General features: G+C 70.6%; 24 protein-coding genes. 12 read left to right on the top strand and 12 right to left on the bottom strand.

Translation table 11 applies throughout. The features are described 5' to 3' along the window. Window positions 1-5 precede the first annotated feature (5 nt). Window positions 6-614 carry a hypothetical protein gene (locus Vau01_RS09935; protein ID WP_203989604.1) on the top strand — a complete coding sequence of 203 codons (609 nt, stop codon included), beginning with the start codon at window positions 6-8 and terminating at the stop codon, window positions 612-614. On the opposite strand, the gene Vau01_RS09930 is transcribed toward Vau01_RS09935, so the two are convergent. Beyond that, window positions 602-1,630, bottom strand: a complete 1,029-nt coding sequence (locus tag Vau01_RS09930) for a glycoside hydrolase family 16 protein (protein WP_203989602.1) — start codon at window positions 1,628-1,630, stop codon at window positions 602-604. The genes Vau01_RS09935 and Vau01_RS09930 overlap by 13 nt on opposite strands. Before the next feature lie 135 nt (window positions 1,631-1,765). Here Vau01_RS09930 and Vau01_RS09925 point away from each other — a divergent pair, with 135 nt between their 5' ends. Further along, window positions 1,766-2,722 (top strand): CE1 family esterase, encoded by a 957-nt coding sequence (locus Vau01_RS09925; RefSeq protein WP_203989600.1) that lies wholly within the window; start codon window positions 1,766-1,768, stop codon window positions 2,720-2,722. A gap of 85 nt (window positions 2,723-2,807) precedes the next feature. Next, window positions 2,808-3,497: a dihydrofolate reductase family protein gene (locus Vau01_RS09920; RefSeq protein WP_203989597.1), complete on the top strand. Its 690-nt coding sequence runs from the start codon at window positions 2,808-2,810 to the stop codon at window positions 3,495-3,497. A 115-nt stretch (window positions 3,498-3,612) separates the two neighbouring features. Here the strand turns inward: Vau01_RS09920 and Vau01_RS09915 are convergent, their stop codons facing one another. Next, a complete protein-coding gene (locus tag Vau01_RS09915; protein ID WP_203989595.1) occupies window positions 3,613-4,656 on the bottom strand; it encodes a class I SAM-dependent methyltransferase in 1,044 nt (347 codons plus the stop codon). Between the two features lie 1,094 nt (window positions 4,657-5,750). Between Vau01_RS09915 and Vau01_RS09910 the strand changes: the two genes are divergently transcribed. The 7 genes from Vau01_RS09910 to Vau01_RS09885 are packed head-to-tail and all read left to right on the top strand — an operon-like array spanning window position 5,751 to window position 10,564. Beyond that, a complete protein-coding gene (locus tag Vau01_RS09910; RefSeq protein WP_203989593.1) occupies window positions 5,751-6,068 on the top strand; it encodes a helix-turn-helix domain-containing protein in 318 nt (105 codons plus the stop codon). A 47-nt stretch (window positions 6,069-6,115) separates the two neighbouring features. After that, on the top strand, window positions 6,116-6,238 hold the full coding sequence (locus Vau01_RS65210; protein WP_373320210.1) for a hypothetical protein: 123 nt from the start codon (window positions 6,116-6,118) through the stop codon (window positions 6,236-6,238). Window positions 6,239-6,242: 4 nt separating this feature from the next. Then, window positions 6,243-6,659 carry an RNA polymerase sigma factor gene (locus Vau01_RS09905; protein ID WP_373320226.1) on the top strand — a complete coding sequence of 139 codons (417 nt, stop codon included), beginning with the start codon at window positions 6,243-6,245 and terminating at the stop codon, window positions 6,657-6,659. After that, the gene (locus Vau01_RS09900; RefSeq protein ID WP_203989591.1) at window positions 6,656-7,489 is read left to right on the top strand and encodes a cupin domain-containing protein; all 834 of its coding nucleotides are present in this window, start codon (window positions 6,656-6,658) and stop codon (window positions 7,487-7,489) included. Before Vau01_RS09905 ends, Vau01_RS09900 begins: the two co-directional genes overlap by 4 nt. Continuing rightward, complete coding sequence (locus tag Vau01_RS09895; RefSeq protein ID WP_203989589.1) at window positions 7,486-8,346, top strand: ABC transporter ATP-binding protein; 861 nt, start codon at window positions 7,486-7,488, stop codon at window positions 8,344-8,346. Before Vau01_RS09900 ends, Vau01_RS09895 begins: the two co-directional genes overlap by 4 nt. Then, window positions 8,343-9,914, top strand: coding sequence for a hypothetical protein (locus Vau01_RS09890; protein WP_203989587.1), 1,572 nt, complete (start codon window positions 8,343-8,345; stop codon window positions 9,912-9,914). Before Vau01_RS09895 ends, Vau01_RS09890 begins: the two co-directional genes overlap by 4 nt. Beyond that, a complete protein-coding gene (locus tag Vau01_RS09885) occupies window positions 9,902-10,564 on the top strand; it encodes a hypothetical protein (RefSeq protein ID WP_203989585.1) in 663 nt (220 codons plus the stop codon). Before Vau01_RS09890 ends, Vau01_RS09885 begins: the two co-directional genes overlap by 13 nt. 64 nt (window positions 10,565-10,628) lie before the next feature. Here Vau01_RS09885 and Vau01_RS09880 read toward each other — a convergent pair whose 3' ends face one another. Beyond that, window positions 10,629-11,735: a hypothetical protein gene (locus tag Vau01_RS09880; RefSeq protein WP_203989577.1), complete on the bottom strand. Its 1,107-nt coding sequence runs from the start codon at window positions 11,733-11,735 to the stop codon at window positions 10,629-10,631. Between the two features lie 146 nt (window positions 11,736-11,881). Between Vau01_RS09880 and Vau01_RS09875 the strand changes: the two genes are divergently transcribed. After that, the gene (locus Vau01_RS09875) at window positions 11,882-13,258 is read left to right on the top strand and encodes a choice-of-anchor Q domain-containing protein (RefSeq protein ID WP_203989575.1); all 1,377 of its coding nucleotides are present in this window, start codon (window positions 11,882-11,884) and stop codon (window positions 13,256-13,258) included. 33 nt (window positions 13,259-13,291) lie between these two features. Here Vau01_RS09875 and Vau01_RS09870 read toward each other — a convergent pair whose 3' ends face one another. The 9 genes from Vau01_RS09870 to Vau01_RS09830 form a co-directional block, all read right to left on the bottom strand. Then, the gene (locus Vau01_RS09870; protein ID WP_203989573.1) at window positions 13,292-13,909 is read right to left on the bottom strand and encodes a DUF2625 family protein; all 618 of its coding nucleotides are present in this window, start codon (window positions 13,907-13,909) and stop codon (window positions 13,292-13,294) included. Window positions 13,910-13,986: 77 nt separating this feature from the next. Continuing rightward, entirely contained in the window at window positions 13,987-14,718 is a 732-nt protein-coding gene (locus Vau01_RS09865; protein WP_203989571.1) for a DUF899 family protein, read from the bottom strand. A gap of 62 nt (window positions 14,719-14,780) precedes the next feature. After that, window positions 14,781-15,893 carry a toll/interleukin-1 receptor domain-containing protein gene (locus tag Vau01_RS09860; protein ID WP_203989569.1) on the bottom strand — a complete coding sequence of 371 codons (1,113 nt, stop codon included), beginning with the start codon at window positions 15,891-15,893 and terminating at the stop codon, window positions 14,781-14,783. A gap of 420 nt (window positions 15,894-16,313) precedes the next feature. Beyond that, on the bottom strand, window positions 16,314-16,517 hold the full coding sequence (locus Vau01_RS09855) for a cold-shock protein (RefSeq protein ID WP_203989567.1): 204 nt from the start codon (window positions 16,515-16,517) through the stop codon (window positions 16,314-16,316). A 198-nt stretch (window positions 16,518-16,715) separates the two neighbouring features. Continuing rightward, window positions 16,716-17,615, bottom strand: a complete 900-nt coding sequence (locus Vau01_RS09850) for a glycoside hydrolase family 16 protein (RefSeq protein WP_203989565.1) — start codon at window positions 17,613-17,615, stop codon at window positions 16,716-16,718. Further along, on the bottom strand, window positions 17,608-18,369 hold the full coding sequence (locus Vau01_RS09845; RefSeq protein ID WP_203989563.1) for a biotin/lipoyl attachment domain-containing protein: 762 nt from the start codon (window positions 18,367-18,369) through the stop codon (window positions 17,608-17,610). Before Vau01_RS09845 ends, Vau01_RS09850 begins: the two co-directional genes overlap by 8 nt. 11 nt (window positions 18,370-18,380) lie before the next feature. Beyond that, on the bottom strand, window positions 18,381-20,039 hold the full coding sequence (locus tag Vau01_RS09840) for a glycosyltransferase family 2 protein (protein WP_239151461.1): 1,659 nt from the start codon (window positions 20,037-20,039) through the stop codon (window positions 18,381-18,383). 374 nt (window positions 20,040-20,413) lie between these two features. Continuing rightward, window positions 20,414-20,704 carry an Rv3103c transmembrane domain-containing protein gene (locus Vau01_RS09835; protein WP_203989561.1) on the bottom strand — a complete coding sequence of 97 codons (291 nt, stop codon included), beginning with the start codon at window positions 20,702-20,704 and terminating at the stop codon, window positions 20,414-20,416. Further along, window positions 20,704-21,591, bottom strand: a complete 888-nt coding sequence (locus Vau01_RS09830) for a mechanosensitive ion channel family protein (protein WP_203989559.1) — start codon at window positions 21,589-21,591, stop codon at window positions 20,704-20,706. The genes Vau01_RS09835 and Vau01_RS09830 overlap by 1 nt, the downstream gene beginning before the upstream one ends. Before the next feature lie 206 nt (window positions 21,592-21,797). Here Vau01_RS09830 and Vau01_RS09825 point away from each other — a divergent pair, with 206 nt between their 5' ends. Continuing rightward, window positions 21,798-22,466, top strand: a complete 669-nt coding sequence (locus Vau01_RS09825) for a BON domain-containing protein (protein WP_275423931.1) — start codon at window positions 21,798-21,800, stop codon at window positions 22,464-22,466. Window positions 22,467-22,613: the final 147 nt, after the last annotated feature.

Below are 22,613 nucleotides of genomic sequence, written 5' to 3'. Positions count from 1 at the left end.
GGCGGATGACACAGGATGACGAGGCCGTCGGGCGGTTGCGCGACGCGGTCGGGCGACTTGCCGAGGAGACCCGCGGGCGCACGCGGACGCACCGATCGCACGACGACGCCGACGACACGCTGGGCACCGTCGCCACCGACGACGCGATCGGCTTCGACCCGTTTCCGCTGCTGCGGGCGCTCGCCCGGCACGGCGCCGAGGTGGTCGTGATGGGGCAGGTCGCCGGGATCCTGCACGGTTCCCGGGAACTGACCGGCGACCTCGACCTGCTGTGGACCGGCGACGCCGGGCAGGCCGCCGCGCTCGCGGCCGGGTTCGCGTCGGTGGCGGCCGATCTCACCGACGACGACGGACGGCCGGTGGCGTGCGACCCCGCGTCGTTCGCGCTGCCCAAGGTGCAGTTCCGCACGGCCGACGCCAGCGGCGACTGCTGCACACCGGCCCTGCCGTGGGGCGACCTGCCGATCGCGGACTTCCTCGCCCGGCGCCGGACGGCCCGCGCCGACGGCTTCGACGTCCACTATCTCGACCGCGCCGACCTGATCCGGATGCGCCGGGCCGTCGGACGCCCGAAGGACCTGCGCCGCGCCGCCGAACTCGATCAGGGCGTGTAGCGCACCCAGTCGACCTCCGTGACGACGGTGTCGGGCGTGTTCGCGTTCGCGGCCGGCACGCCGTCCTTGGGTCCGACCACCACCTGGATGACCAGGTGCATGGGCGCGGTCGGCACCACGATGCCGGGCCGGCTCGCGGAGTCGAAGAGCACCTGGTCGTCGACGAACATCCGCAGCGACCCGGCCCGCCACTCGATCCGGAAGATGTGCCACTGGGTGAAGTCGCCGGCGAGCGTCGCCTCCGCCTTGCTGCCGGCGGTGCCCCACATGACCATCGACCGCACGGTCTTCCGGTCGGCCTCGCGGAGGCCGGCGAAGGTGGCGAACCCGTCGGTCGCCTTGTCGGACTCGGGCCACAGCATCAGCCCGGGACCGTAGCCCGCGCCCGCGTCGAACCGGGCCCGCACCGTCCACACGCCCGACGTCCGGTTGCCGCCCGCGCCGCACCAGCACAGCCCGCCGGCGACGTTCCCGCTGCCGGTCGGATTGCGGCCGGTGCCGGTGATGCGCAAAATGCCGTTCTCGACCCGCACCGCGTCCTTCGCCCAGACACTGCCGTTGGGCGACGTCGACCCGTAGACGCCCCACCGCTCGTCGAGGGGACCGTCGAACTCGTCGCCGTTGGGGTCCGGCGCGGGCGAGGGGGTCTGCGAGCTCTGGCGCGGAGCGGACGCCGGCCCCGAGGTGCGGATCGCCGCCTCGTCGGAACCGGCCAGCCGCCAGGCGACGGCCGCCGCACCGCCGAGGACGAGCACCGCCATCACCGCGGCGAGGACCGGAACCCACCGGCGTCGCCGGCGGCGGGCCGACGGCGGAAACCGCAGCGGCGCCGGCGGTGCGTCGGGATGCGTCCACGGCGCCGGCTGCGGTGGCATCGCCGGGGCCGGCGCGGCCTGCGGTGACATTGCCGGATACGGCTGGGGGGCCGGGGGCGACGGTACCGGCGCCGGCGGGCCCTGCTGCCAGGGCATCGGCGAGCCGTCGCCCGGCTGCGCGTGCGTCGGCGTGTTCTCCATCGCGCGTCCCCGTTCCCGGTGGCCGACCGGCGGTCACCCTCTGCCGGTCCCGAAGCCTACGCCAACCCGAATGTCGCTCAGACTGTCGATCCTCGGCGCATGGGCCGCGGCCGCCGGCGCTGTTAAGGTGACGGCGTGGGAGCGGGCCGGCGCGCCCCGGCCACCGAATGGGTCGTCGGGTGGGTGGTGGCGGCGCTCGTCGTGGTGGCGATCGTCGTCGCGGTGGTGGTCGTGGCGGGGCGCTTCACCAGCGATTCCGCCGGGAACGCGGCGCGCAAGCCGTACGCCAGCACCGAAACGGTGACGGTGGACGACCGGTCCGTCACCGTGCATCTTCCACCGTCCTATGTGGACGGTACGCCGTTGCCGTTGGTGATGCTGCTGCACGGGTACACGGCCAGCGGTTCGCTGCAGGAGAGGTACTTCCGGATCACGCCCGAGGCCGACCGGCGCGGGTTCGTCTACGCGTACCCCGACGGCACGCTCGACCGCACGGACAAGCGGTTCTGGAACGCCACCGACACCTGCTGCGACCTGTACGGGACGGGCGTCGACGACGCCCGCTACCTGCACGACGTCATCGACGCATTGAAACGTAGGTATTCCATTGATGCCCGTCGCGTCTACCTGATCGGCCACTCCAACGGCGCGTTCATGTCGTTCCGCATGGCCTGCGACCACGCCGACACGATCACCGCGATCGCGACCCTCGCCGGCTCGACGTGGAACGACATCTCCCGGTGCCGGCCATCGGATCCGGTGAGCGTGCTCGCGATCCACGGCACCGCCGACCGCACGATCCTGTACGGCGGCGGCACGCTCTCGCAGCACACCTACCCGTCGGCGACCCGCACGGCCACCGACTGGGCCTCCCTCGACGGATGCGCCGGCCCCGGCGCCGACCAGGCCGCGCTCGACGTGATCGCGGACCTGCCGGGAGCGGAGACCGCCGTGCGCGAGGTCGCGTCGGGATGTCGCGGTGGTTCGGCGGTATATACGTGGACGATCGACAGCGGCGTCCACATTCCGAATCTCGGCGCCGCTTTCACCCCGTCGGTGCTCGACTTCCTGCTGGCGCGCGCCAAAGCCTGAGCCGCCCGATGTCGAGACCGGCCCGCCGGCTCCGTCTGTCCCGGGAAGCGGCCGCCGGGTCGCTCGGCAGGGAAGGGGCAGCAGCATGACCAGGGTGATCGCGCAGATGTCGGTGTCGCTCGACGGCTTCTACGCCGGTCCGCGATTCGACGGCTCCGGGCGGGACTGGATGGAATCGGCCGAGTCGGCCGGGTTCTTCCGGGTGACGCGGTGGGTGATCGACGCGATGGCGTGGCGGGAGCGGCAGGGGTTCGCCGGCGGCGACCAGAACACCAACTCGGACATCGTCGCGGAGCACTTCGCGGCGGCCGGCGCGTACGTGATGGGGCGGCGGATGGCCGACGGCGGCGAAATCCCGTGGGGCGAGGAGCCGCCGTTCCGGGCGCCGGTGTTCGTGGTGACCAACCGTGCGCGCGAGACGCTGCAGCGCAAGGGCGGCACCAGCTTCACGTACGTCACCGGCGGGGTGGCCGAGGCCGTCGCGCGGGCGAGGGAGGCCGCCGGGGGCAAGGACGTGGCGGTGGCCGGTGGCGGCACGGTGCTGCGGCGGGTTCTGCAGGAGGGGCTGCTGGACGAGTTGGAGCTGCACATCGTCCCGGTGGTGCTCGGCACCGGCATGCGCCTGCTCGACGCCGACCTCGACCTCGCCGACAAGGAGGCCATCGAGCTGACGCCGGTCCGGGTGGTGCACACGCCCGAGGTCACCCACGTCCGCTACCGGGTCGACGGGCGGGCCCCGCTGGTGCTCGACGACCGCGGGTCCGGCGGAAGCTGAGGCCCCGCCGGGACGTCCAGGTGCGCCAGGTCGATCCGGACGGCCTGGCCGGTCCACTCGGCGACGGCGTCGCGCAGGACCAGCCACTGGTCCGGCGTCAGGTGGGTCCGGTCGATCAGGGGCCGGTGGCCGCGGGTGAACCGGGTGGCGACGCACAACATGTGGGTGCGGGGATCGAGCTCCATCGTCTCGATATCGACCCATGCCAGCGTGCAGACCGGCACCCACGCGGCGAGCCCGGACCGGCGCCGGACGACGAGGCCGCTCGTCTGGGCGGTGATCCACACGTACTGACCACGGATTGTGATCTCCCGCGGAAGGGCGGCCGCCGGCCGTACAGCCCGCGCCCACCACCGCCCCATGACAGGGATCGTACGACGAGCGCACCATCGGACCGCACGACCGTCGTCGATCGGCCTGTCGCTACGCGCGGTGACCGACGACGCTCATCAGCCCGGTCGGCAGGGGATGGGCGTCGTCGGCGAAGGACGTGCCGATCGTCGCCGTCACGCCGTGCTCGCGCAGCAGCGGCGGCGACGGTGGCGGTGTCGACGAGGACGTTGCGGTGGTGCTCGTCGTCGCGGCGGTAGGTGCCGTCGGGCTGCCGGACGAACGTGGTCATGTCGCGGTCGAACCGGTCCGGTGACGGCTGGCTGAACCGGGTGACGATCGCCCAGTCGTCGCCGACCCGGCCCTGCGCCGGGGCACCGGCGCGCGCGGTGCCCCAGGCCAGGTCGCACAGGTCCACGGCGAGCACGCCGCCGGGCCGCACCGCGCGGGCCAGCGCGACCAGGGCACGGCGGATCGCGTCGGCGTCGGGCAGGTAGTTGAGGGCGTGCCCGACGCCGACGACCGCGTCGGCCGCGGGGACCGGGTCGTCGGGCAGCGTCAGGACCTCGGTCCGCTCGGTACCGGGCACGGCGGCGCGCGTGAGGTCGAGCATCGCCGGTGACGCGTCGGTGGCGATCACCCGGTGGCCCGCGTCGACGAGCAGTTTCGTCAACAGGCCGCTGCCGCAGCCAATCTCCAGCACCACCCCCTGCCGCCGCCGCACCGGTTCCAGCAGCGCCAGCAGACCGGGCGCGCAGTTCTCGGCGTGGAAGCCGTACCCGCGGTCGTGAACGTAGGCGAGGTCGTCGCGGTAGTAGGGCGCAGTCATCCGACCATGATGGCGCCCCGGGCTGTGCGCGATTTGAGAGAACGGACTGTTAAGGGCATGCAAAAGCGGGTGGGAGGTTGCCCGACCCGGTCGGGATCCTGGTGGTGGAGGTGAGCCGGCTGTGGAGGAGTTCTTCGGTTTCATCGGATTCTGGTGCTGTTTCATGCCCTTCGCCGTCTGGATCGTCATCGTCATCCTCGACAACCTCACGATGTGAAGCCCTCGTCGGCGCGTTCGCGGCGCAGGTGGGCCTCGGCCCGCCGGGCGAGGGCGCCGTCCTCGGCTGCCAGGCCCGCGTACATCGCGGCGATGCTTCGGATGCACGCAGCGGCGGCAGCAGCGGAGCAGGGTGCCGCAGGTGTTCATGAGCTCGGCGCTCGCGGTGGTGCCGTGATCCATGACGCCGGTGTGGAACGGCAGCGACTCGCCCGTCGGGTGCCGGCGCGACCTGGACGTCGTGGGGGAGCACGACGCAGGTGGGGCTGCGGGTGGTCAGGGCGACGCGGAAGGCCCGGTCGCTGGTACGCGCTGCCGAGCTCGCTCGACACCTGCTGCCCGACGATCGCCACCACCGGCTTCGGGCCGAGAAAATCTATGGCCGGCGTACTAGACATTCTCGCCGGGGTTGGCTAATGTTCTTGGAGTTGACGGAGGAGATGCGGAAACGCAGACTACCGAGCGTTAGCGGAGCCATCGGCCCCATGTCGTGGCTCGCTCGGCACGCCGCACGTGTTCGGAACCATGAATTTGCGTGAGGTTTCGATGCGGCGGACAGCAGTTGGAAGTACCGCAGTTGGAAGTACGAACATTGGAAGCAGAGGAAAGGGAGGGCTGAACACCGTTGGATCGCCCGTCGCCGGAACGTATTTCGAGTTTTGGGGCGGACACCGCAGCTTCCATCGAAGAAAGGTGGTCTCCGGTCACGCTTATGCGATCCTCGCACCCCAAACTGCTCATGGTGGTGGGTGTGGATACGACAACCCGACGAAACTGTCGGTAGATGGTGTTTTCGACCTATAGCCCTGGGCCCCGGCGCTTCCGCGCCGGGGCCCTCGTATTGCCCCTCAGTAGGACCCCTCACGGAGAGTTTTTGGATGGCCCCACCGGATGACATGTTCGGCGACGACGACTACCCCGCCTACACCATGGGCCGCGCCGCGGAGATCACCGGCGCCACGCAGGACTTCCTGCGCCGCCTCGACGAGGCGAAACTGATCACCCCGTTCCGATCGGGCGGCGGGCACCGCCGCTACTCCCGCTACCAGCTACGACTCGCCGTCCGGGCGCGGGACCTGGTCGCCCGGGGCACCCCGTTGGAAGCCGCCTGCCGGATCATCATCCTCGAGGACCAGCTCGAAGAGGCTCTCCGCCAGAACGAGAACTACCAGCGCCAGCAGGAAGCCGGCGCCTGACCGGTCCGACCGTGAACCGATCGGCCCCCTCGCGACGATGATGGGGTGTGACACCGACGCCGCGCGACGCCGATCTGCTGGCCCGGATCGCCGTCGGCGACCGGGCCGCCTTCGAGGCGTTCTACCGGCGTCACTCCGTGTGGCTGACGTTGCGGCTGCGGTACCGGTGAGACGCTGGTCGACGACGTCGTCCAGGAGACGTTCCTCGACCTGTGGCGCGGCGGGGCGGCCCACTACCGCGAACCCGGCGACGTCGCGGGGTGGCTGTGGCGGATCGGGTCACGCCGGTTGGTCGACGCGCTGCGCCGGCACGGCGCCCGCGAACGCCTGCGGCAGATGCTGTCCTGGTTCCGCCCGCCGACCGATTCGTCGGCGTCGTCGGCGGAGGACCTCGTGCTGCGCGGCGTCGAGCACGGTGACCTCGGCGGGGCACTCGAACGGCTCTCGCCGGAACTGCGCGCGGTCGTCCAGGCCACGGTCCTCGACGGCCTGACCACCGGCGAGGCCGCCGTGCTGCTCGGCATCCCGCCCGGCACCGTCAAGACCCGGGCGATGCGGGCCCGCCGGCAACTCCGACAGGAGCTGACATGACCTCCTGGCATCTCACCGACTCCGACCTCACCGGATACGCCACCGGAGCATTCGCCGCGCCGTTCACCTGGTCGGTGGAGGCGCACCTCGCCGCGTGCGAGGACTGCCGGGCCCGGCTGACCGCCGCCGCGTCGCCGGCGCTCGCCGACGACGGGTGGAACCGCCTCGACGCCGAGCTGGACGCGCCCTTTCCCGGTCCGGTCGAGCGAATGCTCGTCGCGGTCGGCGTGTCCGAGTCCACCGCCCGGCTGCTCGCCGCGACCCCGGCGCTGCGCCTGTCGTGGCTCTCCGCCGTCGCGGTGACGATCGCGCTCACGGCCGGCCTGGCACATCTCGCCGACCCGATCGTGTTCCTGGTGCTGACGCCGTTGCTGCCGCTGCTCGGCGTGGCGGCCGCGTTCGGCCCGCGCACCGATCCCACCTACGAGTTGACCGTGGTGGCACCGATCCACACGTTCCGGCTGGTGCTGCTGCGGTGCTTCGCCGTGCTGTCGGTCGTCTCCCTGCTCGCCGCCGCGGCCACGCTCACGATGACCACCGAGGGCCTGCCGATCGTCGGCTGGTTCCTGCCGTCCCTCGGCCTCACCGCGGCGGCGCTGATGCTCGCGCCGCGGCTCGGCCCGGTGCCCGCCGCGTCGGTGGTCGGCGCCGGGTGGCTGGTGCTCGTCGTGGTCACCGGCCTGTCGACGAACGCCGTGCTCTTCTCCCTCGCCGGCCAGGCGGTCATCGCCGTCGGTGCGGCCGTCGCCGCCCTCGGGCTGCGTCGTCGTGCCGCCGCGTTCGACACGGGCCGCTTCCCCCACCGTCCCCTCACCCGGAGGAACCGATGACGACCACCGCGACCACCGTCGCGTTACGGGCGACCAACCTGTCGCTGCGGTACGGCCGCACGACGGCGCTCGACGGCGTGTCGTTCACGCTCGACACCGGCGTCACCGGGCTGCTCGGGCCGAACGGCGCCGGCAAGACGACGCTGCTGCGCATCGTCGCGACGGCGATCAACCCGGACGCGGGCGAGCTGTCGATCTACGGACACGACCCGCAGACCGGTCCCGGTCGGCTCGCCGCCCGGCGCCGGCTCGGTTACCTGCCGCAGGACCCCGGGTTCCACCCGTCGTTCACGGCGTTCGAGTTCGTCGACTACGTCGCGATCCTCAAGGAGTTGACCGACCGGCGGACCCGGCACGCCGAGGTCCGCCGGGTGCTCGACGCGGTCGGGCTCACCGAGCGGCGCGGCAAGCGGATCCGCACCCTGTCCGGCGGCATGCGCCAGCGCGTCGCCCTCGCCGCCGCGCTCGTCGGCGACCCCGACCTGTTGGTGTTCGACGAGCCGACCGTGGGCCTCGACCCGGAGCAGCGCATGCGGTTCCGGGAGCTGTTCGCCGACCTGGGCGAGAACCGGGCCGTGCTGCTGTCGACCCACCAGACCGAGGACGTGATGTCGCTGTGCCGGGAGGTGATCGTCCTCGACCACGGCGGCGTGCGGTTCTCCGGTCCACCGGCCGACCTCGCCGCGCTGGCCGCCGGCCGGGTGTGGACCAGCGGCACCCGCGAACCCGACGCGTTCGCCTCGTGGCGCACCGGCAGCGGGCTGTTCCGGCACGTCGGCGACCCGCCGTCCGGCGCGGATCTCCTCGAGCCGTCCATTGAGGACGGTTACCTCACGCTCGTGGGCGTCGAACGGTGACCGCGCTTCTCGAGCGGCCGGCGCCCGTGGTCGACCATCGCGGGCCGATGCTTGCGCTCGCGCGGGTCGAGTCGGTCCGGCTGGTCCGCCATCCGCTGGTGCTCGCCGCGTCGGTGCTGTTCCTGGGGCCGTGGCTCTTCTTCCTGGCCCGGGGTGACGACCGCTACCCCGGGCTCCGCGATGCCGCGCTGGAACTGCAGTTCCTCGTGCTGCTGTTGTTCGGCAGCGCGGTGATGGTCGCGGCGAACCTGGGCGCGCTGCGGGCGCACCGGCATCACGTCGACGAGTTCTTCGGTGTGCTCACGATGTCGCGGGCGCGGCGGACCGCCGGGCTGCTGCTCGCGTTGCTGCCGACCGGGGGCCTGGTGACGGTGCTGGTGCTGCTGCGCCTGGGGGTGTCGGCCGCGCTGCCGGGTGCCGCGGGCCGCCCGCAGTGGGCCGAGGTGCTCACCTCGCCCGCGCTGGTGCTGCTGCTCGGGGTGATCGGTATCGGGCTCGCCGGGCTCGTCCGCAGCGTCGTGGTGGCGCCGGTCGGTGTGCTGGGCATCCTGGTGCTCGTTTTGATCGGCGGTGTCGCCGGCACACCCGCGCGGCCGCTGATGGCGGTGCTGCCGCTGATCTTCCGTACGCCGCCGTACGCGCTGCCGGCCGAGCTGGTCGATCGGCCGTCCACCGGTCACCTGGTCTACGTCGTCGGGGTGACGGCCGTGCTGGCCGTCGCCGCGCTGGTGCGGGCCGGTGCGCGGGGCGTCCCTGTCTCCGTGGCCGGCGGGCTCGCGGGTGCGCTGGTCGTCGCCGGAGTGGCGGTGCAGGTCCCGGCGAACACCGACGTGGTGCGGGCCCGGGCGGCGGCGGTCGCCGCGCCGGCGCCGCTGCACACCTGCCGGACCGTCGACGGGTCGACGTACTGCGCGTTCGACGACTTCACCCCGTGGATCGACGCCTGGGCCGAGACGGTCCGCGCGGTACGGCGCCCGATGCCCTCCGCCGGTCCGGCCCTGTTCGTGCGGCAGCGCATTCCGGTCGACGGCGAGTGGCTGGGGTCGAGCAGTTCGCTGGAGGAGCTGCAGGCGGAGGCCGCGGTCCGACGGGACGACGACCGCACCGCCGGGATGCCGGACGCCGTCCCGATCGGCACCGAGTGGTCCGACCGGGCGGCCGCGGCGCTCGCCGCGGCGGTGGCGTTCCGCCTGATCACCGGCGCGAGTCCCGACAACGGCAGCGGGCTGGTCTGCGGTGCGCGGGGCGCGCTGGTCGTCTGGCTGGTGGGGCAGGCCGGCGGGCACATCGCCGCCGGTCTCCGCGAGGCCGACAAGTTCAGCTGGGGCTCGCTGAGCCTGGGCGACCCGGTGCTGACCCGCATCGGCGTCAGCGTTCCCGACAGCGACGCGGCGTCCGGGCTGGCCCTGCTGAAGCGACCCGTCGGCGAGGCCACCACGCTCGTGCGGCAGCACTGGGCCGCGCTGACCGACCCGACGGCCGGCGTCGACCGGTTCGCCGCACTGCTCGGGGTGCCCGTCGCAGCCCAGCCGCCCCCCGAGGAGAGGACCGTCGGGTGCGCCTCCTGACCGTCGCCGGGCTGCTCGCCGTCCCGTTGCTGCGGGCCGCCCGCTGGCTGCCGTTCGGCGCCGCCGCCGCCGTGGGTTTCGCGATCCCTGCCGTCCCCTCGCTGACGCCCACGGCCCTGCAGCCCGACGACCTCGTCGGCCTGCTCCGGATCGCCTCGGCCTGTCTCGGTGTCGGCATCGTCTTCCTGTTCGACGACCCGGCGAAACCGACCACCGTCGCCGTCCCGGCACCGCTCGGGCTGGTCACCGCGGTCCGGACGCTGTGGGCCGCCGCCGCGGCCGCCCTCTGGTGGACCGCGACGCTCGGTGTCACCGTCGCCGGCGCCGAACAGGGGGCCGGCAGCCGCCTCCCGCTCGGCGACCTGACCCTGGAGGCGGCGACGTTCGCCGCGGTCGGCCTGGCGGCGGCGGTGTGCCTGTGGCGCGGCTCCGCCCGCGGGGTGACCAGCCCGATCGCCGCGCCGGCGGCGCTGCTCCTGCTGATCGGCGCGCTGCTGCTGCCCGAGCGGATCGAACTGGTGACCCAGGTCGGCGGGTCGGCCTGGGCGCCGGCGCACGACCGCTGGGCCGTCCTCCTGGCGACGGCGTTGGCGGTGGCGGCGCTGGCCACGGTCCGCTTCCCCGGCCGCCGCCGCACCCGCCGCGCATAAACGACGCTCGATCCGATGAGCCGCACCGGATCGAGCATCGTTTATTTCTGGTCGTGGTGCGGGGTCAGGCGCGGGAGGTGAAGGTGACGAACGCGGGGTTGTCGGCCTGGGTGCCGGTGTCGTCGAAGCAGATGACGTTGCGGATCACGCCGTCGCTGCCGAGGTTGTGCCAGACGTCCTGCAGCGAGCAGTAGTCCGGACCGCCGCCGAACGCGGTGACCTCGGCGTGCGTCTCCTTGACCCCGAGCTTGGTGAACGTCACCATGGTCTGCCCGATGCCCGAGGGAGTGACCACGTTGGGTGCGCCGGCGCTGTTGAAGTCGGTGCCGGGGGAGGGGATGAACGTTCCGCTCAGGACGTAGCCGAACCGCTTCGGCGGCCCCACCTCACCGAAGACCGGGCGTTCGCGGTGATAGGTCAGCGTGAACCCGCTGTCGGCGGGTTTGCTGGTGACGCCGTCGACGCAGGTGACGTAGGCGTAGATGTCCGCACCGCTCCACGCGGTGTCGGCGACCTTGCACCGGCGGGAGGCGCTCGGCTCTGCGGCCGTCACCTGGATGTTGCCGGCGAATCCGACGCCCGGGCCGACGCCCGGCAGGAGCACCTTGTAGAAGCCTCCGCCGCCGTAGCCGGTGGCGTTCGGCGCGCCGGTCGAGTTGTACTCGTTGATGATCGAGCCACCCGCGTCGGCGTGGACGTAGCCGAACCCGCCCGGCAGGGGCAGCGGGCCGGACCGGTCGGAGAACACGATCGCGAACCGCGTGTCGTCGGGCGTGCCGCCGTGGCGGAAGCACTGCACCTCGACGAGCTGGTCCGTGCCCTGCGGGTACCACTTGCCGAGCTGGCACCAGGCCGGCCCGGTCCCGATGACGGCCGTGACGTGCGCGACGCCGCCGCGGGTCGCGATGTGCGGGAACCGGACCACGTAGCTGCCCGGGCCGAGATGGTCGACGGTGGCGAGGTCCAGCGGGAAGGCGGTCCGCCAGCTTCCCCATTGCCGGCTCGGATCCATCACGGTGCCCGACGGTGGCGTCGGGTCGTGCATGTACGCGAATCCCCACACGGCCGACGACGGCGGAGCCGCGTCTGCCTGGCCGGGAACCGCGATCGCGCCGACGATCGCCAGCAGGGAGCCGGCGACGAGCGCGCCGAACCGCCTTCGGATCGACATGGTGACCTCCAATGGGATCGGGTGTCTCCTGGTGAAAGGGTCACCGGAGCGGCGCCGGATACGTCGCGTCGCATACACGACGCGCGATCCCTTCGATTCACCCTTCGGGTCTCGAACGTATCGACGAAGGATGATATTCAGGTCCGATGTCTATCTCTACATGGCGCCGACGCGGCGCCGCCTGCGTGGCCGCCGCGTTACTGGCCTTACCAACCGGCCCGGCGTTCGCCGCGCCGGCCGGCCCGACGTCCGCCGGCAATGGCGGGCACTTTCACACGCGGACCCTCGACCCGACCGCCGGCGGAGGGGCGGTCGTGGAGGTGCGGGCCGCGACGACCTACTACGTCGACGCGACCGGCGACGACACCCGCGCCGGCACGTCGCCGGCCACGGCGTGGCGGACCGTCGCCGAGGTCAACCGGAGGACGCTGCACCCCGGTGACGCGGTGCTGTTCCGGCAGGGCCAGCGGTTCGACGACGCGCGGCTGCTCGCCGGCGTCGCCTCGGTCACCTACGGCTCGTACGGCACCGGCGCCCGGCCGGTTCTCGACGGTGGTGGCGGCGACGCGCACACCGTCGACGTGACGGCGCCGTTCGTCGCCGTGCAGGATCTGCAGGTGCAGAACGGCGGCGACGTCGACAAGGTCGGCATCGCGGTGTCGGCGCCGGACGTCGTGGTGCGCCGGGTCACCGCGACCGGCAACGCGATCGGCGTGCAGGCGCAGGAGGGCGGCGACCGGCTGCGGGTCACCGGCAGCGTCCTGAGCCACAACACGACCGTCATCGAGCCCGAGCCCGACACCGGGGACGACGACTACGGCGCCTGCGGCGTCGCGGTGCTGACGGTCGACCACGTCGAGATCGACCACAACACGTTCGTGGGCAACGTCGGCGCGTCGTCCGACTTCGGGCTGGACGGCTCGGCCGTGGAGATCTACGGCGCGACGTTCACGTCGGTGCACCACAACCGGGCGACCGACAACCAGACGTTCACCGAACTGGGCAACGACGGGACCGCCGACACCACGTACCAGAACAACCTGATCGTCACGACCGCCTCGGCTCCGGCCGGCGCCTACGGCTTCAACGTGCAGGGCGGCGACGGCCGGTTCGGCGGCGTCGAACGCACCACGATCACCAACAACACCATCGTGATGCGCAGCGCCGATCCCGGGCCGCTGTCGGTCGGCCCGGACGCCGACGTGACGTTCCACAACAACGTCGTGCAGGCCATCAACACCGGGTACACCGACGGCCCGATCGACGAGGGCCACAACGTGTACCACGGCTGGAACTACAACGGGATCAACTCGACCGCCGCACCCGGCGGCGTCGGGACCGCCCCGTCCTCGACGACGGCGAACCCGCTGTTCCAGTCCGCCACCGACTACCACCTGAGGTCCGGCTCGCCGGCGCTGAACCTCGGCGTCGACACGTACGGCGCGACGCTCGACCTCGACGACCAACCGCGCGTCTACGGTCCCCGGGTCGACGCCGGCGCGTACGAGCGCCGGTCGGCCTGACGGCGCAGGGCCCCGGCAGTCCGGCCGGGGCCCTCAGCCCGGCCCGAGTTGCTGCGCGGCGTCCTGGCAGAACGACGCGATCTGCAGCAGCGGCGCGGGACTGCGCGAGGCGGCCGACAGGTCCCGCCCCTCCTCGCTCCACGGCGGCGGGAACACGGTGATGCCCTGGTCGGCCGGCAACGCGCCCACCTCTGTCTCCCAGCCCGGCCACCGCAACGTGTCGTAGAAGCGGGTCAACGAGCCGGCCAGCACGGCGCCCAGCCACGCGGCGTATCCCTGCTCCAGGTCCTGCCAGTCGAGGGTGTCCGGGCCGAAATAGTGGACCGTCGGGCGCGCGCCCGGTTGACCGGGCACCCAGGCGAAATGCCCGCCGAGCACGTCGTAGGCGACGATCAGCCCGCCCATCGCGGGATCGGCCTCGACGGTGACGTCGGGCAGCCCTTCGCCGCCGCTGCCGAGGACCCGGAGCCAGCCGTGGTCGACCAGCAGCCCGCCGGTGTGGGCCACGACGGCGCCGAGCCACGACCGCACCGTGATGCCCAGCAGCCCCAGGCCGGCCTCCGCCATGGCCGGGTCCGGCGGCAACGACCGGACCGGATACGGGGCCGCGGCGACGGCCGCTTCGACCTCGTCCCACGCGGAGTTGTCCATGACGCAGAGCGTGCCAGACGGCCGACCGTGTCCGGACGCGGAGGGTGTGGATCCCGGGGTCCGGATCGGCGCGATCGTCAGGTGCCGAGGTCGTCGGAGTGGCCGGCTTCGATGCGTGCCCACTGGACGATGGGACGTCCGTTCGTGCGCCAGACCTGGGGGTTGCTGGCGTCACCCCAGGGCTGGGGCCAGCCGTCGGGGGAGTCCTCCCACGTCTCCTGGCGTCCGTAGACGGTCATGTCCAGCAGCCCGTGGGTGGGGGACATGATCTCGACGCCGCGACCGCCGGTGTAGTACGTCTCGAAGACCCGCTCGCCGTCGCGGACGTAGCAGACCAGGTGGTGGCGCTGCCAGTCACGACCCTCCAGGAGTTGCGGCGCCGTCTTCTCGACCGAGTACCACGGCATCTCCAGGCCCAGGAAGTCCCGGTAGCGGACGCTCGGCTGGTACGGGCCCTTGCAGAGCGTGGCGTACGTGGCGTCGCGGGAGTGGATGTAGGACAGCTCGCGGACCTGGCTGTTGAAGAACGTGCAGCCCTCGCACTGCTCCGCGGCGGGCAGGCCGGGCCACCAGGCGTGGAAGTACGCGATGAGCTGCTTGCGGCCGTCGAAGACGTCGAGGATCGTGACCGGTCCGTTTGGACCGATGACCTCGATGGTGGCGTCGACCTCCACCATGGGCAGCCGCCGCCGGGCCGCGGCGATCGCGTCGCCTTCGCGGGTGTGTGCCTTCTCCCGAACCCGTAGCCTGTCCAGCTCGGCCTGGAAGGTCGTCCGGTCTACCACTGCGGGCATTGATTCGTCGGTCATGACTCGACCCTTCATAGCAACCATCTGATTGCTACTCAAGCTATCGCAACCAGCTAGTTGCGTCAACCGACCATCTGCAGGTCGAAGGTGTACTCCGCCATGTGGTCGTGGCCGATGAGCTTGAGCAACGCCCACTTGCCTCCGCTGGTGGATATGCACAGGCTTTGACCGGTGCCGAGCCAGTCCAGATGCACCTTGCCGTCCTTCCACGGATCTTCCCCACCCCTGCACCCGGCGGCGGAAGCCCGGGAGTTGTCGATGACGGCGATGGTGGACTGTCCCCACGTGCCCTGCTGCCGGTTGAAATAGAAGTGCGGTGAGCCGAGCTTCACTTCGTACCCCGGACCCCCGGTGAGGTCGGCCTTCGCCTGATCGAAGTCGTAGTACTCGCCGTCCCGGACCTTGATGGGATTGGCGGCGGCGTTCCGTGAGGTGCCGGACGTCGCGGGGCTCGCCGCGCGGTTCGGGCTGGCGGTCGGCGTCGGCGACCCGGTGGTGGACGACGCGGTGGTGGACGACGCGGTGGGCGCCGAGCCTGCCGGGCGGCTGCCCGACGTCCACATCGACTTTGCGGCCGCGCCCAGGCCGATGATGATCATGGTGGCCACCGCAACAGGGACGATCACCGACCTGCCCCGGCGGATGCCCAGTGATCGCGATAATCGGCGGTGCCGAGGGCTCGTGCGCGCCCCGCCGGGCCGGGATGGGTCGCCGGTCGTCGCCGCGGGATCGGCGGCCGAGCGAGCGGACGCACCGACCTTTCCCTGGATGAGCGCGGCGAACTCCCTGGGCGACATGCCGCGAAGATCGACGTACTTGATCGTCGGTCGAAGACCGGGCACCTCGGTGTCATCGAAGCGAGCGGGGAGCAGGTACTCCTGATTCTCGTCCAACGCCCGAGCCAGTGCACTCTTTCGCTCGTGGTTGGTCCAGGCCTTGCGGGCGTAATCGGCGGACTGGAAAACGACGCAGTACCGCGCCGCGTGGCGGTAGACACGATCGAGGTGTTCGCACAGGTCTTTCCCCCACATCTCTATCGTCTCGAAGTCGTCGAAGAACACGCGGATGCCGTGTGCCTTGAGGTGCTCTGCCACGTCGCGTACGTATTCGTATTGCTCGCTGGCGTACGAGAGGCACACGTCAAATTGCTGGGCGCCGGTCTCTGGAGCATCCACCTGGGCCATCCCCCCGCGAATCGGCCCCGGGTGTACAGGTTCGAACAAGGGCCTCTTGACAGCTACGGAGCGATAGTAGGGGTACGTGCAGATGCACGTGCGTCCTGATTCGGTGTCCGTGTTTCCAGAGACAGCTACTACACACCGTTAGGGAGATATCGGACTTTTGTCAACGACCCAAACGGAAAATGCCAGCTGAAGCAGGGGTTCGACGGCTCGGCCGTGACCGATGCCGCAACAGAATGCTGCACCCGGGGTCGACAATTCCTTGCATTGGATCATTGTCTTCCATCCGGCTGGACCGGATAATGCGTGGTCTGTACCCAGCGTGCTGTCGGCGCTCCCGCCTCACGGCCCGGGCGGGCGGGGACGCCAAACGGCGGCCCGCTGTACCAGCCGGGCCGCCGTTTGAAGAATGGATCAGAGCGGGCGGATGTTCGCCGCCTGCGGGCCCTTCGGGCCCTGGGTGATGTCGAACTCCACCCGCTGGTTCTCGTCGAGGCTACGGAAGCCGCTCGCCGCGATCGCCGAGTAGTGGGCGAAGACGTCGGCGCCGCCACCGTCGGGGCTGATGAAGCCGAAGCCCTTTTCGCCGTTGAACCATTTCACAACACCTGAAGCCATGTCTGCTCCTTCGCAGGCTATTGAAGAGACCGCACTGCGCGGACTCCGCGCCGCCGCGTTGATAACCCGCGTCCGAAAGACACGACAACGAAAAAGCGCCCGAAACGGATTCGGATACCCGTCAGGCGCTTAGGAACGTCTTCGGAAATCAAAACTGCAACGAAATCACCATAGCACGAACCGCCCGGCCGTACGGCGTCACAACCGTTTCACGGAGACGAAGTCGACCAGCAGGGACCCGCCGGGGGTGGTCGACGCGTCGGGACCGCCCGGCAGGGCGCCACCGATCGCGAGGTTCAGCAACAGGAAGAAGCCGTGGTCGGTGGCCTTCGCCCACGTGGCGGCGTCGACGTCGCTCGCGTGCACCGTGTGGAACTGCCGCCCGTCGACGTACCAGCGGATCTCCTCCCGGGGCAGGGACCGGTCCCACTGGATGGAGAAGGTGTGGAACGCCGCCGACAGCGGCTGATCCGCCGGCGCGGTGTGCCGGCCGCTGAGCCCGTCGTGCTCCCGGCACGGGCCGCCGGGTGCCACGCCGCAGTGCATCGTGGCGTAGACCAGGTTCGGCTGGCGTCCGGTGCTCTCCATGATGTCGACCTCCCCGACCCCCGGCCAGTTCGTGTAGGTGCCACGGAAGCCGTCGCCGAGCATCCAGAACGCCGGCCAGTAACCCTGGCTGGGTACGGGCAGCTTCATCCGCGCCGCCACTTCCAGCGTGGTGCCGGGCGCGGGTTCGAAGTCGGTGCGGTGGGTTTCGAGTCGGGCCGATCGCCAGCCGCCGGCCGCGTCGCGCGTCGCGGTGATGACGAGGTTCCCGGAACCGTCGAGCCGGACGTTGTCCGGGTCATCGGTGTAGGTCTGCACCTCGCCCGTCCCGAACTGCGGCGCGCCGCCGGGATAGCTGGTGCCGGTGGTGAACAGCCACTTGTCGGGGTCCGGGGCGGTGCCGGCGGCACCGGCGAAGGTGTCCTCCCACACCACGTTCTCCTTCTCCACGGCCGGGTCGCGGGTGGCGTTGTGGACGGCATAGCCGGCCACGGGTACGGCCGCGACGAGCACGACCGCACCGGTGACGAGCCAGCGCGTGCGGCTAGGCATTGACATACACGAGCTTCGGACGGTCGGCCGGTCCGGTACCGGTGTCGACGGTGCCGGTGAAGCGCAGGCCCGGCACCAGGCGAGCCACGTCGGCCTCGTTCATCGGTACCAGCACGATGCGCAGCGAGTCGGCCGCGACGTCGGTCTCCGTGTCGCCGACCCGTGGCACCGCCCGTTGCACCGTTGCCCAGATCGATCCCCGCATGCCCTCCGCCTTCAGGGTCGCGGTCATCCCCGGGGAAAGTTCGGCCAGGTCCGTCAGCGACACCTGGCCCTCGAACGTGAGCTTCGTCGGGTCGTACAGCTCGACGAAGGGTTGCCCCGGTTGCAGCGTGCTGCCGACGGTCACCGGGTCGTCGACGACGATCCCGGTGCGGGGAGCGGACAGCACGACCGTGCTCAGCACGGGTGCGCCGTCGGAGTCGGTGGTGGTGACCTGGACCGTGCCGAGTTTCTGGCCCGCTTCCACCCGTTCGGCGGCGGTGACGTCGACCGACATCACCTGGCCGGGCCGGGGGGTCTCGACGGGGACGACCTGGGACGTGAGCGTGACGGTGCCGAGGTCGATCTCCGCGGCCTCGCCGGCCTTGGACCGGGTGATCAGGTATCCGGCGTAGCCGGCGCCCGCGATCAGGACGAGCACGATGAACCGGGCCCGCCACTTCCGGAACGTGCCGCGGCGGGACCGCCCGGGTGCGGGCGTGGCCGATGCCGGGGCGCGTGGTGTATCGGTCTTTATGGTCGTGTCGAGCATGAGAATTCCCTTCAGCTGCGCGAGGCAGGGCTAGTGGGACGCGACGTCTGTTCGACGGTGAGGTCGATGACCTCGTCGGTCTCCCCGGTCCGCGAGGGCCACGGCAACGCGCGGGACAGCATTGCCCCGGCCTTGCGCCGCTCCAGGCGCTCCTTGATGTGTCTGGGCGCGAAGACGGCCTCGCCGATGACGCGGCCGAGCACCAGCACGTAGATGCAGGCCCAGACCAGTGACAGCATGATGCCGGTGGTGTCGGCTCCGCGCATCGTCAACGCGTTGAGACCGACGCCGACGGCCATCAGGTTGACCAGCAGCAGCGCCACGTGGGGGAGTACCAGTTCGACGCCGGGCAGTCCGCCCGAGCCGGCGTTGGTCGCGGTCCAGCCGGCCTTGCGCCGCAACAGAACCATGAACAGCGCCCGTACGTGCACCGGTGCCGCACCGATGCTGGTGACGATCGCCGCGAGCCGGAACCCGCCGACCTGCAGCACCGTCACGAGCACGATCAGCAGGTAGAAGGGCACGTAGTGGACGAGCCAGGTGGTGGTGTCGGCCCGGATCGGGCTGATGCCGAACAGCAGGTACACGGCCGGCAGGAACATGAAGACGACCACGGCGACCGACAGCAGGTAGTTGACCCCGGCCAGGACGTACTGGAACCGCTGGTCCATCGTCAGACCCTTGCGGCGGAACAGTCCCCCGCGCAGGAGAACCTCGAATGCGCCGTACGCCCACCGGAACTGCTGCTTGAAGTAGGTCAGCAGGCTGTCCGGAGCCAACCCCCGGGCCAACGTCTCCGGCACGAACACCGACCGCCAGCCGCGGCGGTGTAGTTCTATCGAGGTCCAGATGTCCTCGGAGTTGCTGGCGGTGTACATCCCGTTCAGCTCGTCGAGCGCCCGACGCCGGAAGATCACGTTGGTGCCGACGCAGAACACCGCGTTGAAGTAATTCTTGCCGGGAAGCACCAGCTCGTAGAAGATGCGCTGCGACTCCGCTGCCCCCGTCGCGACGAGACCGCGGGCGGCCGGGAACGCCTGCGGCGTCTGGGCGAACGCGACCAACGGGTCGTGCATGTGCGGCAACGCCCGGAGCAGGAAGTCGGGGCTGGGAACGTGGTCGGCGTCCAGGATGACCACGAACTCGCCGGTGGTCCGCTTCAGCGCGGCGTTGATGTTGCCGGCCTTCGCGTGCGAATGCTCCGTGCGGCGAAGGTAGTCCACGCCCTCCTCCGCACACGCCGCGCGCAGCAGGTCGCTGTCGCCGTCGTCGAGGACCCAGGTGCGGTGCGCCACGTCCATGTCCCGGGCCGCCCGGATGGTGACCAGGACGATCTCGAGCGGTTCGCCGTACACGGTGATGAGCACGTCGATCGTGGGCGCGAGTTCGCGGGTGGCCAACTTCCGCCGCCAGGTGTACACCTCGGGCGCGTCGGGCCGGGGCTCGTATGCGAGCACCGTCCACCACATCGCGAGCGCGTTGAACACCGTGACACCCTCGGCCAGCAGCACCACGATCCAGAGCCAGGTGTTGCCCCGGTATTCCGGGTTCAGCAGGAACAGGACGTAGAAAATGGTGACGACCAACGCTATCGAGACCGCGACGCGGGTCGATCGCTGAAGGGGACGCCACGACAACCCGTCCGCGGGCGTCGCCTGGGCATGGTTCACCCGCCGACGCGGCGGACTCGTCGTTCGAAGACTCACTACTGCTTCCCTGACACATTGAGGTTGGCCAAACGACCGGCAGGCACCCGTTTGCGGTGCAGCGGTCCGCCCCGTCGCTTCGTCGATGAAGTCGTTCCCGGGGTGCGGGCCAGACGAATCGGTGAGCCGATTCCGGTTCACGGAGTTCGACGGCACAACCGAACAATGGAATTGAGATTTACGGGGGCCCGACCAGCAGGGGCGTTCGACGACGCCAGGATCCAGGGCGCAGGAGTCAGCACGACTACCTTCGACCACCATACGGGCCGATGTCGCCATCGGTGAATCAGGCCGGCATCGCCTTCGTCACATCGAGAACCGTCACCGGCCCGCGGTGCCTACCGCGTCGGGTCCGGCGACGTCGGGACCTGCGCATCCGACGGGGGCGGCGACGCGGTGGGGGTGTGGCTGAGACCTGGCGCCGTGGTCGGCGTGCGGCTGGTGACGGCCGGGGTCGGTGTCGGGGGTGCCGTCGTGGCCTGGCCGGTGGGGCCCGGCGGTGTCCGCGGGTCGGTGCCGGACGCCGGTACCGGCCGGACGAGCAGGTAGGTCGTCAGCGTGGCGATGAACACCAGCGCGATGAGCACCGTCGACAGGCGCAGATGTCCGCGCAGCAGGTGTCTGGGCATCAGCTTGCTCCGGCGGCTTCGGTGTCGAGACCGGTCGGCACGGTGATGCCCTCGGCGCGCAGTGCCACCGCGATCCTCGCGCGCAGCTCGCGTCCGACCTTGAACTGTTTGCCGGGCAGCGTTCGGGCGACGATCCGTACGTGCAGGGTGTCCACCTCGATGCTCTCCACGCCCAGTACGGACGGCGGGTCCAGCAGCAGCGGTCCCAACGTCTCGTCGTCGCTGGCGTCGCGGCTGACCCGGCCGAGGATCTCGCGGATCCGGACGACGTCGGAGGTGCTGGGCACCGGCACGTCGACGACCGCGCGGGCCCAGTCGCGGGACTGGTTCGTCACCTGCACGATCTGTCCGTTGGGCACGATGACGACCTCGCCGTTGACGTTGCGCAGCCGGGTGATCCGCAGGGTGACCCGCTCGACGGTGCCGCTCACACCCTCCTCCGAGCCCAACGCGGCGATGCGCACCGCGTCGCCGAAGCCGTACTGGCGCTCGGCGATGATGAAGATCCCGGCGAGGATGTCCTGGACGATCCGCTGGGCGCCGAGGCCCAGGGCCACCGCCACCACGGCGGCCGGCGCGACCAGCCCGGTGACCGGGATGCCGAGGCGGGCGACGGACAGGATGGCGGCCGTGCAGTAGAGGAGCACGATCACGGCCCACGTGCTCACCTGGGCCACGACATGGCCGTGTTTGGCCGCCTCCGAGCGGACCAGGCCACCGCTGTCGACGGCCTTCGCGTCGATCCGGCCGATGATCGTGGAGCCCACCACCCTGGTGAGCCGCGCCAGCAGGATCGCTCCACTGATGAACAACACGATCTCCAACCCGCTGCTGCGAGCCCAGGTGGTGATGTCGGTCAACGGGGCGACCGTGAGCGTGTCTGTCATGAGATCGGGCGCCTTTGCGTTCGACGGGCCGCCGCGTCGGCGTCCGGTTCGGGTCGTGTTCCTGGGTCGGGTGTGACAAACAAAGTCCAACCGAATAAGCGGCCATAACGTCTTAAAATCATGCAGTTCGGAGCGAATTGAAGATTAATTCGGAAAAGGGTCAAATCAGATTGCACTCCGATTGGTGAAAGGACGATGGTCGACCCATGGCAGAAACGATTTTCAACAGCGACGTCCAATTGAAAAACACCGTGGACGAGGAACTGTCCTACATCGCCGGCATCGGCGCCGATCGCCTTGTCGTAGCGGCGAACGACGGTACGGTGACAATCTCCGGAGACACCGCGAGCCTGCCCGAGCGACACGCCGCGAAGCAGGCCGCCATGCGTGTATTCGGTGCCAAAGCTGTCACCGACGCGATGGTCGTCCGAATTCCGAACGCACGCGAGGTGACGGACACCGACATCGCCGAAATGGCGAACCGGATGCTCGGCTGGGCAGTCGACGTGCCGGCCGGCACCGTCAAGGCCATGGCGCACGATCACGTGATCACGTTGTCGGGAACGGTTGCGCGCCAGGACCAGCGCACCGCCGCCGCCCGCTCGGTCACGTACCTTCGCGGCGTCACCGGAATCATCAACTCCATCGAGCTGAACGCACCCGCGCCGGCCTTCGACGCGAAGGCCACGATCGAGGCGGCGCTGCGGCGTAGCGCCCAGTTCCACTCCCAGTCGATCACGGTGTACATCGACGGCGCTGAGGTGACGTTGCGCGGAAACGTCCGTTCATGGAACGAGCGCCGCCAGGCCGAGGGGATCGCATGGGCGGCCGCCGGCGTGAGCAACGTGAGGAACGAGCTCGCCTTCACGGCGTGATCCACGGATCTGGCGGGTCGGCCACGCGACGCGTGAGCGGTCGGCCCTGTCCGTCAACCGCGTCGCCAGGTAGGCGATGGTGAAATGGACCAGGCCATAGGCGATCAGGCCTATCCGACCAAGTAGCCGGACGTACCGGTTCCCGGT

The sequence above is a fragment of the Virgisporangium aurantiacum genome (assembly GCF_016863635.1).
In the GTDB taxonomy this organism is placed as follows: domain Bacteria; phylum Actinomycetota; class Actinomycetes; order Mycobacteriales; family Micromonosporaceae; genus Virgisporangium; species Virgisporangium aurantiacum.
This window is presented reverse-complemented; position numbering and strand designations above follow the sequence as displayed.

What these genes read in the sequence shown, in the direction of transcription:
- Vau01_RS09830 (WP_203989559.1), bottom strand. Translation starts at nt 21,591, where the DNA reads ATGACAGACACGCTCACGGTCGCCCCGTTGACCGACATCACCACCTGG.
- Vau01_RS09855 (WP_203989567.1), bottom strand. Translation starts at nt 16,517, where the DNA reads ATGGCTTCAGGTGTTGTGAAATGGTTCAACGGCGAAAAGGGCTTCGGC.
- Vau01_RS09935 (WP_203989604.1), top strand. Translation starts at nt 6, where the DNA reads ATGACACAGGATGACGAGGCCGTCGGGCGGTTGCGCGACGCGGTCGGG.
- Vau01_RS09825 (WP_275423931.1), top strand. Translation starts at nt 21,798, where the DNA reads ATGGCAGAAACGATTTTCAACAGCGACGTCCAATTGAAAAACACCGTG.
- Vau01_RS09880 (WP_203989577.1), bottom strand. Translation starts at nt 11,735, where the DNA reads ATGTCGATCCGAAGGCGGTTCGGCGCGCTCGTCGCCGGCTCCCTGCTG.
- Vau01_RS09875 (WP_203989575.1), top strand. Translation starts at nt 11,882, where the DNA reads ATGTCTATCTCTACATGGCGCCGACGCGGCGCCGCCTGCGTGGCCGCC.
- Vau01_RS09915 (WP_203989595.1), bottom strand. Translation starts at nt 4,656, where the DNA reads ATGACTGCGCCCTACTACCGCGACGACCTCGCCTACGTTCACGACCGC.
- Vau01_RS09930 (WP_203989602.1), bottom strand. Translation starts at nt 1,630, where the DNA reads ATGGAGAACACGCCGACGCACGCGCAGCCGGGCGACGGCTCGCCGATG.
- Vau01_RS09895 (WP_203989589.1), top strand. Translation starts at nt 7,486, where the DNA reads ATGACGACCACCGCGACCACCGTCGCGTTACGGGCGACCAACCTGTCG.
- Vau01_RS09865 (WP_203989571.1), bottom strand. Translation starts at nt 14,718, where the DNA reads ATGACCGACGAATCAATGCCCGCAGTGGTAGACCGGACGACCTTCCAG.
- Vau01_RS09835 (WP_203989561.1), bottom strand. Translation starts at nt 20,704, where the DNA reads ATGCCCAGACACCTGCTGCGCGGACATCTGCGCCTGTCGACGGTGCTC.
- Vau01_RS09850 (WP_203989565.1), bottom strand. Translation starts at nt 17,615, where the DNA reads ATGCCTAGCCGCACGCGCTGGCTCGTCACCGGTGCGGTCGTGCTCGTC.
- Vau01_RS09845 (WP_203989563.1), bottom strand. Translation starts at nt 18,369, where the DNA reads ATGCTCGACACGACCATAAAGACCGATACACCACGCGCCCCGGCATCG.
- Vau01_RS09870 (WP_203989573.1), bottom strand. Translation starts at nt 13,909, where the DNA reads ATGGACAACTCCGCGTGGGACGAGGTCGAAGCGGCCGTCGCCGCGGCC.
- Vau01_RS09910 (WP_203989593.1), top strand. Translation starts at nt 5,751, where the DNA reads ATGGCCCCACCGGATGACATGTTCGGCGACGACGACTACCCCGCCTAC.
- Vau01_RS09920 (WP_203989597.1), top strand. Translation starts at nt 2,808, where the DNA reads ATGACCAGGGTGATCGCGCAGATGTCGGTGTCGCTCGACGGCTTCTAC.
- Vau01_RS09900 (WP_203989591.1), top strand. Translation starts at nt 6,656, where the DNA reads ATGACCTCCTGGCATCTCACCGACTCCGACCTCACCGGATACGCCACC.